Source organism: Chroococcidiopsis sp. TS-821, from assembly GCF_002939305.1.
Lineage (GTDB): Bacteria > Cyanobacteriota > Cyanobacteriia > Cyanobacteriales > Chroococcidiopsidaceae > Chroogloeocystis.
The window spans coordinates 606,752-620,950 of the sequence record NZ_MVDI01000001.1; the positions used below are offsets into that span (position 1 = coordinate 606,752).

The following is a 14,199-nucleotide window of genomic DNA, read 5'->3' on the forward strand; positions in this document are numbered from 1 at the left end:
GCGCTCAGCCCCTTGGCTAGCAACGAACTTTTGAAAGTTGATTGCTAATAGTTTTTATCGCTTGGAGAACTGAGGAGCTTTCCGTGCTTTGTGTAAACCATATTTCTTGCGCTCTTTCGCGCGAGGATCGCGCGTTAAGTAGCCTTCTGATTTGAGCGGCGCGCGGTTTTCTGGGTCAAGTTGGCACAGGGCGCGGGCGACGCCTAAACGAATCGAATCGGATTGTCCAGTTAAGCCGCCACCATGTGCTGTCACTAAGATATTGTATTCATTTTCCAACCCTAAGGTTTCTAAGGGAGCTTTAGCAACTGCGAGGTAGTTTGGGTTGTATTGGAAATACAAGTCGCCTGGTCTACCGTTGACAATCAGTTGTCCATCACCAGGGACTAAGCGGACTCTGGCGACGGAGGATTTGCGACGACCAGTTCCTCTGTACATCACGCGATCGCTTGCTGTCTCTGTTGCTTGCATTAGTTTTTCTCTCCTGGAATTGTTTGGATTTTAATTTCTTTTGGTTGTTGTGCTTGGTGAGGATGTTCTGCACCCGCATAGACTTTCAGCTTGGTAAATAATTGACGCCCTAGACTATTTTTGGGCAGCATACCTTTAACTGCATGTTCTACAATGCGCTCGGGTAGTCGCGATTGCAGTTGAGCAAAGGTTTCTGTTTTCATTCCGCCTGGGCGTCCTGAGTGGCGACGATAGAGCTTTTGACTGCGCTTTTTCCCAGTGACAATCACTTTGTCAGCATTAACAACAATAACAAAGCCGCCTGTATCCATGTGTGGTGTAAATTCTGGTTTATTTTTACCGCGCAAAATCATCGCGATTTCAGTTGCTAATCTGCCTAAGCGCTGGTCGGTTGCATCGACAACATACCACTCGCGTTCGATGGTATCTTGTGCTGGAACATAAGTTTTGTTCATGGGTGTTTTCGTGTCCTGTAGATTTCAAATAAATTGATGGTGTATGCTTTTGTTTACAATCTCTTTTGAAGAAACATAGTTGGCGTCTGGTAGCACCCACCGAGGTTGCGCGTCATACCAGACTTCTGGAGGAAAAGGAAAATTGTTATAGCCAACGCGTAGTAAGCATAAACCTTGAGGCGGAGCCGCATATTTCACATTTTCGCGGCGTTGCTGTTGCCAAAGATCGGTAAATTTTTCAAGTGATAGGCTACCTTTTCCTACATCGACCAGCAATCCTACTATTAACCGTACCATTCCATACAAAAATCCGTCTGCTTGAATTTCTATCTGGATAAACGGACCATTGCGCTCGCACTCTACTGCTTGGATTTCTACCCATGAGTGCTTGCGACGCGAACCCGCGCGGTGAAAAGCTGCTAAGTGATGTTTGCCTAGCAACGGCTGTAGTGCAGCACGAATCAGACCTTCATCTAAGTTTGCATAGTAATAATGCCAACTAAATGGCTGAACAAACAAGTTAGGTCGGGAATCGGTATAGAGCGTATAGCGATAACGTCGCCATTTGGCATCAAACCGAGCGTGCCAGTTACTCTCAACAGCGGCAGAACCGCGAATCAAGATGTCTTGAGGAAGATAGCTATTGAGAATTGCCGCCCACCGCTCTGCCGGAATGGGACCTGTTGCATCAAAGTGTGCCACTTGTGCAGCAGCATGAACTCCTGTATCAGTACGCCCTGCACCATGCAGGGTAACAGGATGACCGAGTACGCGAGCGATCGCATCTTCGATTTCTGCTTGTACTGTCCGCAATTTTAGTTGTCGCTGCCACCCATGAAAATGAGTGCCCAAGTATTGGATGACTAGGGCTACTCGTTTTAGCTCGGAATTTGGGGCAATCATGCAACTACCTTAATTTATGATGCTAATTGCAGCTACACGAGTTCAATAATTGCCATTTCAGCGTTGTCGCCTCGACGCGGGACAGTGCGCAAAATCCGCGTGTATCCACCCACCCGATTAGCGTAGCGGCTGGGTGCTTGTTCGAACAAAGCATGAACAAGTTGTTTGTCATAGATATAGCCAAGTGCTTCTCGGCGCGCAGCCAAGGAGCCATTTTTAGCTAAAGTAATCATTTTCTCAGCTTCTGAGCGAACTGCCTTGGCGCGCACTTTAGTAGTTGTAATTCGTCCGTGACGAATTAACTCTGTTGTTAATGCTCTTAAAAGAGCGCGACGCTGGTCAGCTGGTTTACCGAGTTTGTGAACACGACGACGGTGACGCATGGTGATGTTTACAATTTGAGGTTTATGCAAGATTGTCTTGAGTTACTGCTAGCAACTCACAACATAGTCGACTACGATGGTTTGGCAGACTTTTCGTGTGGTAACGTGATGCCTAAACGCTCTTGCAAGGCTTCAATAACTTCTTCTGCAGACTTCTGCCCAAAGTTTTTGATTTCTAATAAATCTTCTTGAGTGTAATCTAATAAGTCTGCTACTGAGTTGACTTGTGCCCGCTTCAAGCAATTGTAGGCTCTTACCGAAAGCTGAAGTTCTTCGATTGGAATTTGACTGGTAGGGTCTTCATCCGTTGGCGATTCATCTTTCATCGCCTCGAGCGAAATATCTTTGAGTGGGTTAAACAGATCGACTAAGATATTGGCAGCTGATGAAAGTGCTTCTTGCGGAGTTACGCTACCATTTGTCCAAATTTCTAAAATCAAGCGGTCTTTCTGCAAAGAACCATCAACGCGAGCATCTTCGACGCTATAGTTGACTTTGCGTACCGGCATGAAAACCGAGTCGATTTGGAGAAAGTCTAAAGCTGTAGCTTCGTCGCGACCCCGTTCGACTGTCCGATAGCCTTTACCGCGATCGATCCGAAATTCCATTTCGAGTTTCGCACCTTCAGCGACGGTTGCTACGTACTGAGTTGGGTCAATAATTTCTACCTCGGATGGCAGATCGAAGTGTTCTGCTGTTACGGTGGCAGGTCCTGTCACGAGTAAACGCCCAATTTGCGGCTGTGAAGAGTAGCTTTTGAGCACAATCTCTTTCATGTGCATGAGAATCTCTAGCACGTCTTCTCGAACACCTGGAATTGTGGCAAATTCGTGACTTACGCCAGCAATCCGAACAGCGGTAATTGCTGTTCCTTCTAGATTAGATAACAAAGTCCGTCTTAACGCGTTGCCAACGGTCGTTCCTTGACCGCGATCGAGAGGTTCCAGAACAAATCTACTGTATTGACTCCGATTCTCTAGCGTATTAGACTCGACACATTCAATTTGAAACTGCGCCACGGAGCGACCTCCCTTAGTAATTTAGATGCCAATATAGGCATAGTTGCCTAATTTAAATGCGCAAATGCCTCGCTGCCACTGTTTCATTAACGGCGGCTACCACAAACGAGACAATGTGCTTTTTTATAGTTACAAAGTTGTTTTAGCTTGCCTCAAAAGCTTGCTCAAGCAAAATTCAAAAATGCTGCCGCCTACTGTACTACCTTGATTAGACTCGACGGCGCTTTGGCGGACGGCAACCATTGTGCGGAATTGGGGTAATATCTCGAATCAATGTGATTTCTAATCCTGCCCCCTGCAATGCTCGAATGGCAGTTTCGCGACCTGCGCCAGGACCGCTGACCATGACTTCGATTTGACGCATCCCTTGGTCAGTTGCTTGTCGGGCTGCACTTTCGGCTGCTGTTTGTGCAGCGTATGGAGTGCCTTTTTTTGCTCCTTTAAAGCCGCTCGAACCGGCTGAAGCCCAAGAGATAACATCGCCGTTTTGGTCGGCAATCGTCACGATACTATTGTTGAAAGTTGATTGAATGTAAGCAATGCCATTTGGGACATTGCGTTTTTGCTTTTTCGTACCTGATTTTTTCTGTTGTCGCGCCATAATGCTAAGAAATAATTAGCTTGGTTGTTCGTGGGAGTTTCACTGAATGATTTAAGTCTTACTTACCAGGGGCTTTCTTCTTACCTGCTACGGTTTGACGTCTACCACGACGAGTCCGTGCATTTGTCCGCGTCCGTTGTCCGCGTACAGGTAAACCCATACGATGGCGACGACCGCGATATGTTCCGATATCAACTAAGCGCTTGATGTTCATTGCCTCCAAGCGTCTTAGGTCACCTTCGACTTGATAGTTGCTTTCGATTGCGTTTCTCAACGCTGCCACGTCAGTATCGCTTAAATCTTTGACACGAGTATCTGGGTTGACGCCGGTTTGCGCCAAAACCTCTTTTGAGCGAGTTAGCCCAATTCCATAAATGTAAGTAAGACCAATTTCAACGCGTTTGTCGCGTGGAAGGTCTACACCTGCAATTCTTGCCACAATGAATTTCTCCCTATTCCTGCGATCGCTACGATAATGTTTGAAGATGCCACTGATACTAAACCCTTATGCTGTGCTCGTGTCTAGCCTTGGCGTTGCTTATGTTTAGGATTTTCGCAAATTACCATTACCCGACCTTTGCGGCGGATAATACTGCACTTTTCGCAAATTTTTTTGACTGATGCTCTAACTTTCATTTTTCCCTTTATTACAAACTCTATATTATATCAATATTTTTATGAGTGAAGCAAGGTAACTGGAAGTGGCTTTTCAGCCAAAGAAATGCTCCCTGACTGGGGAAAATGCTATTTTTTACGCAACCGATAAGTGATTCTGCCTTTTGTTAAATCGTATGGCGTTAACTCTACTTTGACGCGATCGCCAGGTAAAATTTTGATATAGTTACGGCGGATCTTGCCAGAAATGTGTGCTAAAACATTAAAACCATTGTCAAGGTCTACCCGAAACATCGCATTAGGCAATGACTCGGTGACTGTGCCTTCCATCTCAATTAAATCTTGTTTAGACAATTTAAACGTTCCTCAACTCAACATGCTGCTGTAAATTAAAGCAGCCGCTCGTCTGATTGCGAGCAATGAAAGACGATTGTTAAAACCTTCCAGCTTATCATTAATATATTTTATTAAAATTCGCTGGAAATTTGAGATATCAAACCAGAAGGTGGCAGAAAGCGGTAACACTCGATCGTGGATGTATTACTGCCAGCTGCCATAAAGTTCAAGATAACTTTCTTTAAGAATCAATTACATTGAGCAATTCCGCGGTCACTTCCTCCAAAGATTGATTACCATTAACAGAGACAAGTTGCTGGCGATCGCGGTAAAAGTCGATTAATGGAGCTGTTTGCTCGCGGTATACTTCTAAACGCCGACGAATCACTTCTTCGTTATCGTCTGCGCGACCGCGTCCTAAAAGCCTTGCTATTAGTACATCGTCCGGTACTTCTAAATTAATCACCCGAACGTCTTGATGAATTTGCTTTTGTTGTAGCAGTTCATCCAAAAAGAAGGCTTGACTCACCTTGCGGGGAAATCCATCTAGAATCCAGCCATCTTGAGCATCGGGTTCATCGAGGCGTTCCTCAACCAAGTCATTGACTAATTGATCGGGAACTAGTTCACCCCGCGAGACATAATCTTGCGCCCTGACACCCAAAGGTGTTTGCTTTTGCATTGCTTGGCGCAAAATATCGCCAGTGGAAACATGAGGAATATTCCTGTGATGAGCCAAGGTTTGAGCTTGAGTACCTTTACCCGCACCTGGCGCTCCCAGGAAAATCAATCGCGTCACTATTGTTTCACCATTCCTTCATAACGTTGGGAAATCACGTAAGTTTGAATTTGCTTTGCTGTGTCAATAGCAACACCAACTAGAATGAGCAAAGACGTTGCGCCTAAACCTTGGAAAGTACGAACTTGAGTTGCACTTTCCACGGCAGTTGGAATAATGGCTACCAAACCTAGAAAGATGGCGCCTAAAAAAGTTAAACGGTTCAAGACACGCTCGACATACTCACTTGTAGCTCTGCCAGGGCGAATTCCTGGAATTGTAGCACCCATTTTCTTCAAGTTTTGCGCTAAATCGACTGGATTAACGATTAATGTCGCGTAGAAGTAGCTGAAGAACAGAATTAAAACAAGGTAAGCGAGTGCGTAAATCCAAGGAGTAGGACCGCTAGGGTTCAGATAATTGGCAATTCTCAACAGAAATTCATTGCGGGTAAAACTTGCCAAAGAAGCGGGCAAAATCAGGACGGCAGAAGCAAAAATGATAGGCATAACGCCGCCTTGGTTGAGGCGCAAGGGTAAGTAGCTACGTTGTTCTTGGAAAAAGCGTCGACCAACTTGTCTGCGTGCAGAAATAATCGGGATACGGCGGGTTCCTTCTTGAACGAAGACAATACCGACGATCATAGCGAGGAAGACCAATAGCAGAACAACGACGCCGCCGACAGCTTCTCTGCTACCCGTTTGTGCAAATGCGATCGTGTCTCCTAAGGCTCTAGGAAGTGAAGCGACGATGTTGACAAAAATCAAAAGAGATGCTCCATTACCAACGCCGCGTTCGGTAATTAATTCCGACGCCCACATGATGAACATGGAACCAGCCGTAAGTGCGATCGCTGTCTCGGCGACAAAGACAGGACCTGGGTTGAATGCATAGGGTTGTAGCCAAAAAGCCGCAATAAAAATACTTTGGAGAATTGCCCAACCTAAAGCCACATAACGGGTAATTTGGGAAATTTTCCGCCGTCCGGCTTCACCTTCATTTTTCTGAAGATTTTCTAAAGCTGGGATAGCAGCGGTCAACAATTGGATGATAATAGAAGCATTAATGTACGGCAAAATTCCTAGAGCAAAGACTCCCAGCGTTGAAAGTCCGCCTCCAGAAAAAATATCTAAGAAACCAAATAAGGCATTGTTGCCAGCTTGACTTGCTTGGGCAAATAAAGCGCGATTAATTCCCGGAACAGGTAAAAAGACGCCAAGACGCGCCAAAATCAAAATACCAATGGTCACAAGCAGTCGCCTTCGCAAACCAGCTGCTTGTGCCATCTGCATAAAAGTCTCTTGTGCCGTTGGGGCTTTGTCTCTGCTAATCATAAAGAGGTACCTTTTTTGTAATCCGGCTGGGGTTGTTTAAGGTACTCGTCTACCAGAAAACAGGGTTTCACTTTATTTGGAATCGAGAACTTCACAATTTCCACCAGCTGCTGTGATTTTCTCACGCGCCTGCTTAGTGAAAGCTGCAGCTTGGACTCGCAAGGGAACATTAATTTCCCCGTTTCCCAAAATTTTTAACGGTCCCTGTACAGCAGTAAGAATACCGGCTTCGCGTAACGAAGCTAGATTGACTTCTGTGTTAGCCGGAAGTGATGCCAGCTTTTCTACATTGATCGTAGTGTACCGCTTACGATTAACGATCGGAAAGCCTTTGAGTTTGGGAATGCGTCGATACAAAGGTTGTTGACCACCTTCAAAGCCTGGTCTGGTACTGCTACCAGAACGAGCTTTTTGCCCGCGCATACCTAGACCAGCACTTGCTCCTTGACCTGCCGAAATACCGCGACCAACACGACGGCGGCGTTTTTTTGAGCCTGCTTGAGGCTTAGGATCAGTTAGTCTCATTGACTTGATACTCGTTTTGAGTTGGACAAAATGGATTAAGCGTAGAGGTTTTCAATTGGAATGCCACGCTCTTCTGCAACTTCGGAAAAAGTCCGAAGAGTTGATAGTGCGTTAACCGCTGCGCGAGCGTTGTTGAGTGGGTTATTCGAACCAAGTTGCTTGGCTAGTACATTGCGCACGCCAGCAAGTTCTAGCACAGTACGTACTGCACCACCTGCAATTACACCTGTTCCAGGGGCTGCTGGGCGCATGATGACTTTTGCACCACCACCACTACCGTTGATAGGGTGGGGAATCGAGTTGGAATTGGTGAGAGGAACATCGATGAGATGCTTTTTACCATCGGCGACACCTTTTTTTACCGCACCAATGACATCTCCCGCTTTACCCACGCCAATACCGACTTGACCGCGCTCGTTACCAACTGCGACAACTGCACGAAAGCTGAGTTTCTTACCACCTTTTACTACCTTGCTGACACGGCGAATTTGAATCACTCGCTCTTGCCAGTTAGTTTCTTTTTCTTTTACACGGTTACTTTTACGACGACCACCAGTTGCCATAGTTTGTATCCTTTTAAAATATTTTTATGCTCTGTTGCTAATTGTTAGCGACTGGCACAATTAAAAATCTAATCCTGCTTCGCGCGCCGCTTCAGCCAGGGCTTTGACGCGACCGTGATACAAGTTTCCTCCGCGGTCAAACACAACTTTAGAGATGCCTTTTGCGAGCGATCGCTGCGCAATTAATTTTCCAACCTCAGTAGAGGCTTCGCAAGTTGCGCCAGATTTCAACGATTGCTTCAAAGTTGGCTCTAGCGACGAAGCCGCAACAAGTGTGTGGTGTTGTGTATCGTCAATCACCTGCGCGTAGATATGTTGGTGCGAACGAAACACAGCTAAACGAGGACGTTCTGGGGAACCGCTGACTTTTCCTCGAATGCGGCGATGTCGAATTTTTTTCGATTCTCTCCGATCTAATTTCATTACTTCTTACCTGCCTTACCAGCTTTACGTCTGACAAATTCACCAGCGTAGCGAATGCCTTTACCTTTATATGGTTCGGGCGGGCGAACATCGCGAATTTTTGCCGCCGTATTGCCTACCAGTTCTTTATCGAAACCGCTAACAATGACGTTCGTATTGTTTTCTACAGCAAGTTGAATTCCTTCCGGTGGTTCGATTTGTACTGGATGGCTGTATCCTACGTTAAGTGTTAGATTGCGACCTTGAACCGCGGCACGATAGCCGACTCCTTGAATTTCTAGCCGACGTTGAAATCCTTGTGAGACACCATCAACCATATTAGCGACCAGCGTGCGCGATAAACCATGCATCTGGCGGGCTATCCGCGAGTCGTCTTTTCTTTTAACTAGCAGCGTATCGCCTTCTTGCTCAATGGTGACTGCAGAAGGCAGTTCGCGCGAAAGTTCGCCTTTTGGTCCTTTAACTGTAACTTGTGACCCGTCAATCGTAACTTGTACTTTGGCGGGGATTGTAATTGGGCGCTTACCGATTCGAGACATGACTTATGATGTATTCCTAATCAACTAGCTACTAACTAAACGGGCATAATTAAAAATCACACCTTTCGGTTGTTGGGCAATAGGTAATGATGATGACCAATAACCAGTTACCAGCCTTGAAGTTACGTTCTTGCTCAGCTAGTTGTTTCACCAAACATAGCAAAGCACTTCACCGCCTAAGCCTTGACGTCGGGCTTCGCGATCGGTCATGATGCCGCTAGAAGTCGAAATAATCGCAATACCGATGCCACCGAGTACGCGTGGTAACTCTTTGCGGTTCGAGTAAACGCGTAAACCTGGTTTGCTAATGCGCTTTAACGCAGTAATTAAAGGCTGGCGATTTTTACCTTTGTATTTGAGCGAGATAACTAAGTTACGTTTTACGCCTTCGCCTACCTCTTCAAAATCGGCGATAAACCCTTCGTCTTTTAATACTTGAGCAATGCTGCGGGTCATCTTTGTGGCTGGTATCTGTGTTGTCTGATGCCGCGCCATATTAGCATTGCGGATGCGCGTCAGCATATCTGCAATTGTGTCGTTAGCCGCCATCGTTTCCTCTTAATAAACTTTATTGATCCCGGAAAGGCATTCCCATTGCTGTGAGTAATGCGCGACCCTCTTCATCGTTTTTTGCTGTTGTGATAATGGAAATATCCATGCCTCGGATTTGGTCGATGCTGTCGTAATCAACTTCTGGAAAGATAAGTTGTTCGCGAACTCCAAGGGTGTAGTTACCACGTCCATCAAAGCTTTTGGGGCTGATGCCGCGAAAGTCGCGAATTCGCGGTAACGCCAAGTTAACGAGTCGATCGACAAAGGCATACATGCGTTCGCCGCGCAATGTTACCATCAGTCCCACAGGCATACCTTGGCGAATTTTGAAGCCAGCGATCGCTTTTTTGGCGCGCGTCACAACAGGTTTTTGTCCTGTAATTGTGGCAATCTCGTTAATCGACGATTCGAGGGCTTTTGCGTTTTGTGCAGCTTCGCCCAAACCTCGGTTAACTGTGACTTTTACAAGCTTTGGCACCTGATGGATATTCGTGTACTGAAATTGCTCCATCAGTTGCGGGACTATCTTTTCTTGATATAGGGTTTTGAGTCGTGCTGTCATAGTTTTTACTTTTACTTCTTCCTGGTCTTGGTCAGGAATAATTAGCTTTTAAGCTATTTATCAAGAATTTCACCTGTTTTTTTAAGCATTCGGACTTTACGACCTTGCTCGTTAAAGGTGTAGCAAACGCGACTGGCAATGTTTTGCTTCGTCGAGTAGAGCATGACATTAGAACTGTGAATCGGAGCTTCTGAAGTTACGATTCGACCAGATTCACCTTCTTGGGTTGGTTTGACGTGTTTGGTTTTGACATTCACGCCTTTGACGATCACTTTGCTTAATTTAGGATACGTCTTGAGAACTTCGCCGACTTTACCTTTGTCGCTACCTGAGATGACTTGTACAGTATCTCCGGTTTTGACGTGCATTTTATGGCGAATCGGCGCATTTCCATTCTTACGTGCAGCCATTACAGCACCTCCGGAGCCAGGGAAACAATTTTGGTAAAGTTTTTGTCGCGTAGTTCGCGGGCAACAGGTCCAAAAACACGCGTACCTCTGGGATTACCATCGGCGTTGATAATAACTGCAGCATTGTCATCAAAGCGAATGCTCATGCCACTTTCGCGGCGCAATCCTTTACGCGTACGCACAATTACTGCCCGCACAACATCTGATTTTTTTACTGCCATATTCGGAATGGCGTCTTTTACAACAGCGATAATCACATCGCCTACATTGCCATAACGGCGATTACCTGCACCCATAACGCGGATGCACATAAGTTTGCGCGCACCGCTATTATCAGCAACATTAAGGTAAGACTGGGGTTGAATCACAGTTTGTCTCCCGATTGTCTAGCTAGTAGTGGCACTACTCAGAATTTCTTTAACTACCCAGCGTTTTGTGCGGCTGAGCGGTCTAGTTTCTTGGATGCGGACGCGATCGCCTTCTTTACACTCATTTGCTTCATCATGAGCTTTATAGCGCCGCGTTTGGACGACGATTTTTCCGTACTTGGGGTGAGGAGCGCGGTTTTCTACGGCAACGACGACCGTTTTTTCCATTTTGTCGCTCACTACTACGCCAACTCGTTCTTTAACTGCCATAGTGATTTATTTTTCTGCAACCGACTGTGATGATTGTGCTGCGAGCTTTCTTTCGTGTTCTACGGTGAGTAATTGAGCTAGCTGGTGTCTAGCGTGCTTAAACTGATGTGGTTTTTCTAACTGTCGCGTAGCTCTTTGTAGGCGCAGTTGAAAGAGTTGCTTCTTCAGCGCTGCGATTTGAGTAGCTAGTTCTTCGTCACTCAAGTTTCTCGCTTCGGAAATTTTTGGAAGTGGCATTGATTAAACCTCCTCCTCAGAACGCACAATAAACTTTGTTTTGATCGGCAACTTGTACATTGCCAAGCGCATTGCTTCGCGCGCGGTTGCTTCAGGTACACCCGCGATTTCAAATAAAATACGTCCTGGTTTAACAACTGCTACCCAGTATTCGGGAGAACCTTTACCCGAACCCATCCGCGTTTCGGCTGGGCGCATTGTTACTGGTTTATCAGGAAAAATACGAATCCAAATTTTTCCACCACGGCGAATGTATCGAGTCATTGCTCGACGCGAAGCCTCGATTTGACGTGAGGTGATCCAAGCAGGTTCTAGCGCTTGAAGACCAAAGTCACCAAAATTAAGGGTATTACCTCGCGTGGCGACTCCTTCCATCCGTCCGCGCTGCTGTTTGCGGAATTTTGTTCTTCTAGGACTTAACATGATTTAGTACCTTCTGCGCAATTAACTAACCGCTAACGGATTTCATTCTTCGTTGGAACGGTCTTCAAACTGCTGACGACGGCGCTGTTGTGGTTGGCGACGACGCGGCTGATTTGATGATGGTGTTGGTGCTTGCTCTTGTCCAGGAATAATTTCTCCTTTAAAGATCCATACCTTAATGCCTAAAATTCCGTAGATCGTTTGAGCAGTGGTGTAGGCATAGTCAATATCTGCCCGTAACGTGTGTAGAGGAACTCTACCTTCACGAGTCCACTCGGTACGCGCAATTTCTGCACCATTTAATCGACCGCTGACTTGAATGCGGATGCCTTGAATTCCTGCTTTTTGAGCGCGCTGAATCGTTTGACGGACGACGCGGCGAAACGAAACGCGACGTTCTAACTGCTGTGCAATATATTCAGCAATCAGATAAGCATCAGCATCGACTTGCTGCACTTCGACTACATTAATGCGAATTTGACGGTTACCACCGAGTAATTCTTGTAATCCTGTGCGCAGCGATTCGATTCCTGTACCACCTCGACCGACAACGACGCCGGGGCGAGCAGTACGTACTTCTAGGTCGATTTGATCTGCTTTACGCTCGATCCGTACTTCCGAAATTCCTGCGTTATTTTGTGCGAGTCTGCCGAGCTTTTGCTCGATATAGTTGCGCAGCTTATGATCTTCTTTCAAAATCTCAGGATAGCGCGCTGGTTCAGCAAACCACCGCGATTGGTGTTCCTGAGTTACTCCTAGGCGAAAACCAACTGGATGAATTTTCTGTCCCACAAATACTTCCTCTAGTTACTAACTTTCTGCTGCTAATGCTGCATCTGTAGCGACGGCTACAGTAATGTGGCACGTAGGTTTGCGAATTTGGTAAGCCCGCCCTTGCGCTCTAGGTTGAAAGCGCTTAAGCACAGGACCTTGATCCGCATACGCTTGAGTTATTTTGAGTTCGGCTGGATTTAATCCCGCATTGTGTTCGGCATTAGCAACTGCGCTTCTGAGCACTTTGAGGATCGGATCGCACGCTCTGTAGGGCATGAATTCAAGAATAATCAGTGCTTCGCGGTACGATCGCCCGCGAATTTGATCGAGAACGCGACGTACTTTATAAGGAGACATCCGAATGTAGCGCGCGCTTGCTTTTACTTCTGTAGTATCACTAGCCATAACCTTTCTCCTCTAGCTGTTAGCGTTAGCTATTAGCTATCTATCTCCCTGCTTTCTTATCGCTTTTGGCATGACCGCGAAAAGTACGTGTTGGCGCAAACTCGCCTAGCTTGTGTCCTACCATTTGCTCGTTGATAAAGACTGGTACGTGTTGGCGTCCATTATGGACGGCAATTGTGTGACCAACCATCTGAGGCAAGATGGTAGACGCTCGCGACCAGGTTTTAATAACTTGTTTTTCGCCTTTTGCATTTAGCTTTTCAATTTTGCTGAGCAAACTGTCAGCGACAAAAGGACCTTTTTTGAGAGAACGACCCATAGCTCAATTTCGGATATTAGATGTGTTCGATGTAGAATTATGATTCTCTGCCACCGCGACCGCGTTTGGAAGACTTACGTCGACGGCGAACGATCAAAGCATTACTCGCTTTTTTCGGCTTGCGTGTCTTAGCTCCCAATGCTGGTTTACCCCACGGTGTCACAGGACCTGGTCTCCCAATGGGCGCTCTACCCTCTCCACCACCATGCGGATGATCGACGGGGTTCATTACACTACCCCTGACTTTGGGTCGGCGTCCTTTCCAACGATTGTGTCCAGCTTTTCCAGCACTGAGGTTACGCGCCTCAATATTGCCAACTTGCCCAATCGTGGCGTAGCATTCGCGGCGGATCATGCGGACTTCGCCAGAAGGCAGTTTGAGTGTCACGTAGTTACCTTCTTTAGCGACAACCTGCGCGCTAGCACCTGCGGCGCGGACAATTTGCGCACCGCGACCAGGATACAGTTCAACGTTGTGAACGGTTGTTCCTAGAGGAATGCGGCTGAGTGGTAAGGCATTGCCGTCCTCAAAGGGTGCATCGGGTCCAGAAATTACAGTTTGTCCGACTTTTAAGCCGTTGGGTTGGAGAATATACCGCTTTTCGCCGTCTTGGTAATATAGCAGCGCAATGCGCGCGTTACGGTTGGGATCGTACTCGATCGCGGCAACTTTAGCGGGAATATTGTGTTTGTTCCGTTTAAAGTCGATGATTCGATACAAACGCTTGTGTCCGCCACCGCGACGGCGGCTTGTAATTACTCCGCGATTGTTCCGACCTTTAGCACGGTGGATTGATACAGTAAGCGATCGCTCTGGCTCAGTCTTGGTAATTTCGCTAAAGTCAGAGACAACGCGTTGGCGCGTACTGGGTGTATATGGTCGATAAGAGCGTGTACCCATAAGTTGTTTGGTTGTTGTGTTGACAATTTTGAA

26 protein-coding genes are annotated in these 14,199 nt (G+C 46.5%); all 26 read right to left on the reverse strand.

Translation table 11 applies throughout. The annotated features are described in order from the left end of the window. Window positions 1-54 precede the first annotated feature (54 nt). Window positions 55-471 (reverse strand): 30S ribosomal protein S9, encoded by a 417-nt coding sequence (gene rpsI / locus B1A85_RS02855; protein ID WP_104545397.1) that lies wholly within the window; start codon window positions 469-471, stop codon window positions 55-57. Further along, window positions 471-926 carry a 50S ribosomal protein L13 gene (gene rplM / locus B1A85_RS02860; RefSeq protein WP_104545398.1) on the reverse strand — a complete coding sequence of 152 codons (456 nt, stop codon included), beginning with the start codon at window positions 924-926 and terminating at the stop codon, window positions 471-473. The genes rpsI and rplM overlap by 1 nt, the downstream gene beginning before the upstream one ends. 24 nt (window positions 927-950) lie before the next feature. Further along, complete coding sequence (gene truA, locus B1A85_RS02865) at window positions 951-1,829, reverse strand: tRNA pseudouridine(38-40) synthase TruA (RefSeq protein WP_104545399.1); 879 nt, start codon at window positions 1,827-1,829, stop codon at window positions 951-953. Window positions 1,830-1,861: 32 nt separating this feature from the next. Next, window positions 1,862-2,212 (reverse strand): 50S ribosomal protein L17, encoded by a 351-nt coding sequence (rplQ, locus tag B1A85_RS02870; RefSeq protein ID WP_104545400.1) that lies wholly within the window; start codon window positions 2,210-2,212, stop codon window positions 1,862-1,864. A gap of 71 nt (window positions 2,213-2,283) precedes the next feature. Beyond that, a complete protein-coding gene (locus tag B1A85_RS02875; RefSeq protein WP_104545401.1) occupies window positions 2,284-3,231 on the reverse strand; it encodes a DNA-directed RNA polymerase subunit alpha in 948 nt (315 codons plus the stop codon). Window positions 3,232-3,439: 208 nt separating this feature from the next. Beyond that, window positions 3,440-3,832: a 30S ribosomal protein S11 gene (gene rpsK / locus B1A85_RS02880; RefSeq protein ID WP_015187419.1), complete on the reverse strand. Its 393-nt coding sequence runs from the start codon at window positions 3,830-3,832 to the stop codon at window positions 3,440-3,442. 58 nt (window positions 3,833-3,890) lie between these two features. Continuing rightward, entirely contained in the window at window positions 3,891-4,271 is a 381-nt protein-coding gene (gene rpsM / locus B1A85_RS02885) for a 30S ribosomal protein S13 (protein ID WP_104545402.1), read from the reverse strand. Window positions 4,272-4,354: 83 nt separating this feature from the next. Then, window positions 4,355-4,468 carry a 50S ribosomal protein L36 gene (gene rpmJ / locus B1A85_RS02890; RefSeq protein ID WP_015187421.1) on the reverse strand — a complete coding sequence of 38 codons (114 nt, stop codon included), beginning with the start codon at window positions 4,466-4,468 and terminating at the stop codon, window positions 4,355-4,357. 108 nt (window positions 4,469-4,576) lie between these two features. Then, the gene (gene infA / locus B1A85_RS02895) at window positions 4,577-4,801 is read right to left on the reverse strand and encodes a translation initiation factor IF-1 (RefSeq protein ID WP_006276978.1); all 225 of its coding nucleotides are present in this window, start codon (window positions 4,799-4,801) and stop codon (window positions 4,577-4,579) included. A 223-nt stretch (window positions 4,802-5,024) separates the two neighbouring features. Then, window positions 5,025-5,582, reverse strand: coding sequence for an adenylate kinase (locus B1A85_RS02900; protein ID WP_104545403.1), 558 nt, complete (start codon window positions 5,580-5,582; stop codon window positions 5,025-5,027). After that, window positions 5,582-6,895, reverse strand: a complete 1,314-nt coding sequence (secY, locus tag B1A85_RS02905) for a preprotein translocase subunit SecY (protein ID WP_104545404.1) — start codon at window positions 6,893-6,895, stop codon at window positions 5,582-5,584. Before secY ends, B1A85_RS02900 begins: the two co-directional genes overlap by 1 nt. Before the next feature lie 72 nt (window positions 6,896-6,967). Continuing rightward, complete coding sequence (rplO, locus tag B1A85_RS02910) at window positions 6,968-7,420, reverse strand: 50S ribosomal protein L15 (RefSeq protein ID WP_104545405.1); 453 nt, start codon at window positions 7,418-7,420, stop codon at window positions 6,968-6,970. Window positions 7,421-7,455: 35 nt separating this feature from the next. Beyond that, entirely contained in the window at window positions 7,456-7,983 is a 528-nt protein-coding gene (gene rpsE / locus B1A85_RS02915; protein ID WP_104545406.1) for a 30S ribosomal protein S5, read from the reverse strand. Between the two features lie 60 nt (window positions 7,984-8,043). After that, window positions 8,044-8,406, reverse strand: a complete 363-nt coding sequence (gene rplR, locus B1A85_RS02920; RefSeq protein WP_104545407.1) for a 50S ribosomal protein L18 — start codon at window positions 8,404-8,406, stop codon at window positions 8,044-8,046. Continuing rightward, a complete protein-coding gene (gene rplF / locus B1A85_RS02925; protein WP_104545408.1) occupies window positions 8,406-8,945 on the reverse strand; it encodes a 50S ribosomal protein L6 in 540 nt (179 codons plus the stop codon). The genes rplR and rplF overlap by 1 nt, the downstream gene beginning before the upstream one ends. A 147-nt stretch (window positions 8,946-9,092) precedes the next feature. Continuing rightward, window positions 9,093-9,494: a 30S ribosomal protein S8 gene (gene rpsH, locus B1A85_RS02930; RefSeq protein WP_104545409.1), complete on the reverse strand. Its 402-nt coding sequence runs from the start codon at window positions 9,492-9,494 to the stop codon at window positions 9,093-9,095. Between the two features lie 19 nt (window positions 9,495-9,513). Further along, window positions 9,514-10,059, reverse strand: coding sequence for a 50S ribosomal protein L5 (rplE, locus tag B1A85_RS02935; protein ID WP_104545410.1), 546 nt, complete (start codon window positions 10,057-10,059; stop codon window positions 9,514-9,516). Between the two features lie 53 nt (window positions 10,060-10,112). Beyond that, window positions 10,113-10,469, reverse strand: a complete 357-nt coding sequence (gene rplX / locus B1A85_RS02940; protein WP_104545411.1) for a 50S ribosomal protein L24 — start codon at window positions 10,467-10,469, stop codon at window positions 10,113-10,115. Then, window positions 10,469-10,837, reverse strand: coding sequence for a 50S ribosomal protein L14 (gene rplN / locus B1A85_RS02945; protein ID WP_104545412.1), 369 nt, complete (start codon window positions 10,835-10,837; stop codon window positions 10,469-10,471). The genes rplX and rplN overlap by 1 nt, the downstream gene beginning before the upstream one ends. An 18-nt stretch (window positions 10,838-10,855) precedes the next feature. Next, window positions 10,856-11,107, reverse strand: a complete 252-nt coding sequence (rpsQ, locus tag B1A85_RS02950) for a 30S ribosomal protein S17 (protein WP_104545413.1) — start codon at window positions 11,105-11,107, stop codon at window positions 10,856-10,858. 6 nt (window positions 11,108-11,113) lie between these two features. After that, a complete protein-coding gene (gene rpmC, locus B1A85_RS02955; RefSeq protein WP_104545414.1) occupies window positions 11,114-11,344 on the reverse strand; it encodes a 50S ribosomal protein L29 in 231 nt (76 codons plus the stop codon). A gap of 3 nt (window positions 11,345-11,347) precedes the next feature. After that, a complete protein-coding gene (rplP, locus tag B1A85_RS02960; protein ID WP_073548976.1) occupies window positions 11,348-11,767 on the reverse strand; it encodes a 50S ribosomal protein L16 in 420 nt (139 codons plus the stop codon). A gap of 42 nt (window positions 11,768-11,809) precedes the next feature. Next, on the reverse strand, window positions 11,810-12,559 hold the full coding sequence (rpsC, locus tag B1A85_RS02965) for a 30S ribosomal protein S3 (RefSeq protein ID WP_104545415.1): 750 nt from the start codon (window positions 12,557-12,559) through the stop codon (window positions 11,810-11,812). 18 nt (window positions 12,560-12,577) lie between these two features. Next, complete coding sequence (gene rplV / locus B1A85_RS02970; RefSeq protein ID WP_015187437.1) at window positions 12,578-12,946, reverse strand: 50S ribosomal protein L22; 369 nt, start codon at window positions 12,944-12,946, stop codon at window positions 12,578-12,580. Window positions 12,947-12,986: 40 nt separating this feature from the next. Next, window positions 12,987-13,265, reverse strand: coding sequence for a 30S ribosomal protein S19 (gene rpsS / locus B1A85_RS02975; RefSeq protein WP_015187438.1), 279 nt, complete (start codon window positions 13,263-13,265; stop codon window positions 12,987-12,989). Between the two features lie 37 nt (window positions 13,266-13,302). Beyond that, a complete protein-coding gene (rplB, locus tag B1A85_RS02980; RefSeq protein ID WP_104545416.1) occupies window positions 13,303-14,166 on the reverse strand; it encodes a 50S ribosomal protein L2 in 864 nt (287 codons plus the stop codon). Window positions 14,167-14,199 lie beyond the last annotated feature (33 nt).

Excerpts from the sequence above, each read along its gene's own strand:
- rpsI (WP_104545397.1), bottom strand. The coding sequence starts at position 471 with ATGCAAGCAACAGAGACAGCAAGCGATCGCGTGATGTACAGAGGAACT.
- rplM (WP_104545398.1), bottom strand. The coding sequence starts at position 926 with ATGAACAAAACTTATGTTCCAGCACAAGATACCATCGAACGCGAGTGG.
- truA (WP_104545399.1), bottom strand. The coding sequence starts at position 1,829 with ATGATTGCCCCAAATTCCGAGCTAAAACGAGTAGCCCTAGTCATCCAA.
- rplQ (WP_104545400.1), bottom strand. The coding sequence starts at position 2,212 with ATGCGTCACCGTCGTCGTGTTCACAAACTCGGTAAACCAGCTGACCAG.
- rpsK (WP_015187419.1), bottom strand. The coding sequence starts at position 3,832 with ATGGCGCGACAACAGAAAAAATCAGGTACGAAAAAGCAAAAACGCAAT.
- rpmJ (WP_015187421.1), bottom strand. The coding sequence starts at position 4,468 with ATGAAAGTTAGAGCATCAGTCAAAAAAATTTGCGAAAAGTGCAGTATT.
- secY (WP_104545404.1), bottom strand. The coding sequence starts at position 6,895 with ATGATTAGCAGAGACAAAGCCCCAACGGCACAAGAGACTTTTATGCAG.
- rplO (WP_104545405.1), bottom strand. The coding sequence starts at position 7,420 with ATGAGACTAACTGATCCTAAGCCTCAAGCAGGCTCAAAAAAACGCCGC.
- rpsE (WP_104545406.1), bottom strand. The coding sequence starts at position 7,983 with ATGGCAACTGGTGGTCGTCGTAAAAGTAACCGTGTAAAAGAAAAAGAA.
- rplR (WP_104545407.1), bottom strand. The coding sequence starts at position 8,406 with ATGAAATTAGATCGGAGAGAATCGAAAAAAATTCGACATCGCCGCATT.
- rplF (WP_104545408.1), bottom strand. The coding sequence starts at position 8,945 with ATGTCTCGAATCGGTAAGCGCCCAATTACAATCCCCGCCAAAGTACAA.
- rpsH (WP_104545409.1), bottom strand. The coding sequence starts at position 9,494 with ATGGCGGCTAACGACACAATTGCAGATATGCTGACGCGCATCCGCAAT.
- rplE (WP_104545410.1), bottom strand. The coding sequence starts at position 10,059 with ATGACAGCACGACTCAAAACCCTATATCAAGAAAAGATAGTCCCGCAA.
- rplX (WP_104545411.1), bottom strand. The coding sequence starts at position 10,469 with ATGGCTGCACGTAAGAATGGAAATGCGCCGATTCGCCATAAAATGCAC.
- rpsQ (WP_104545413.1), bottom strand. The coding sequence starts at position 11,107 with ATGGCAGTTAAAGAACGAGTTGGCGTAGTAGTGAGCGACAAAATGGAA.
- rpmC (WP_104545414.1), bottom strand. The coding sequence starts at position 11,344 with ATGCCACTTCCAAAAATTTCCGAAGCGAGAAACTTGAGTGACGAAGAA.
- rplP (WP_073548976.1), bottom strand. The coding sequence starts at position 11,767 with ATGTTAAGTCCTAGAAGAACAAAATTCCGCAAACAGCAGCGCGGACGG.
- rplV (WP_015187437.1), bottom strand. The coding sequence starts at position 12,946 with ATGGCTAGTGATACTACAGAAGTAAAAGCAAGCGCGCGCTACATTCGG.
- rpsS (WP_015187438.1), bottom strand. The coding sequence starts at position 13,265 with ATGGGTCGTTCTCTCAAAAAAGGTCCTTTTGTCGCTGACAGTTTGCTC.
- rplB (WP_104545416.1), bottom strand. The coding sequence starts at position 14,166 with ATGGGTACACGCTCTTATCGACCATATACACCCAGTACGCGCCAACGC.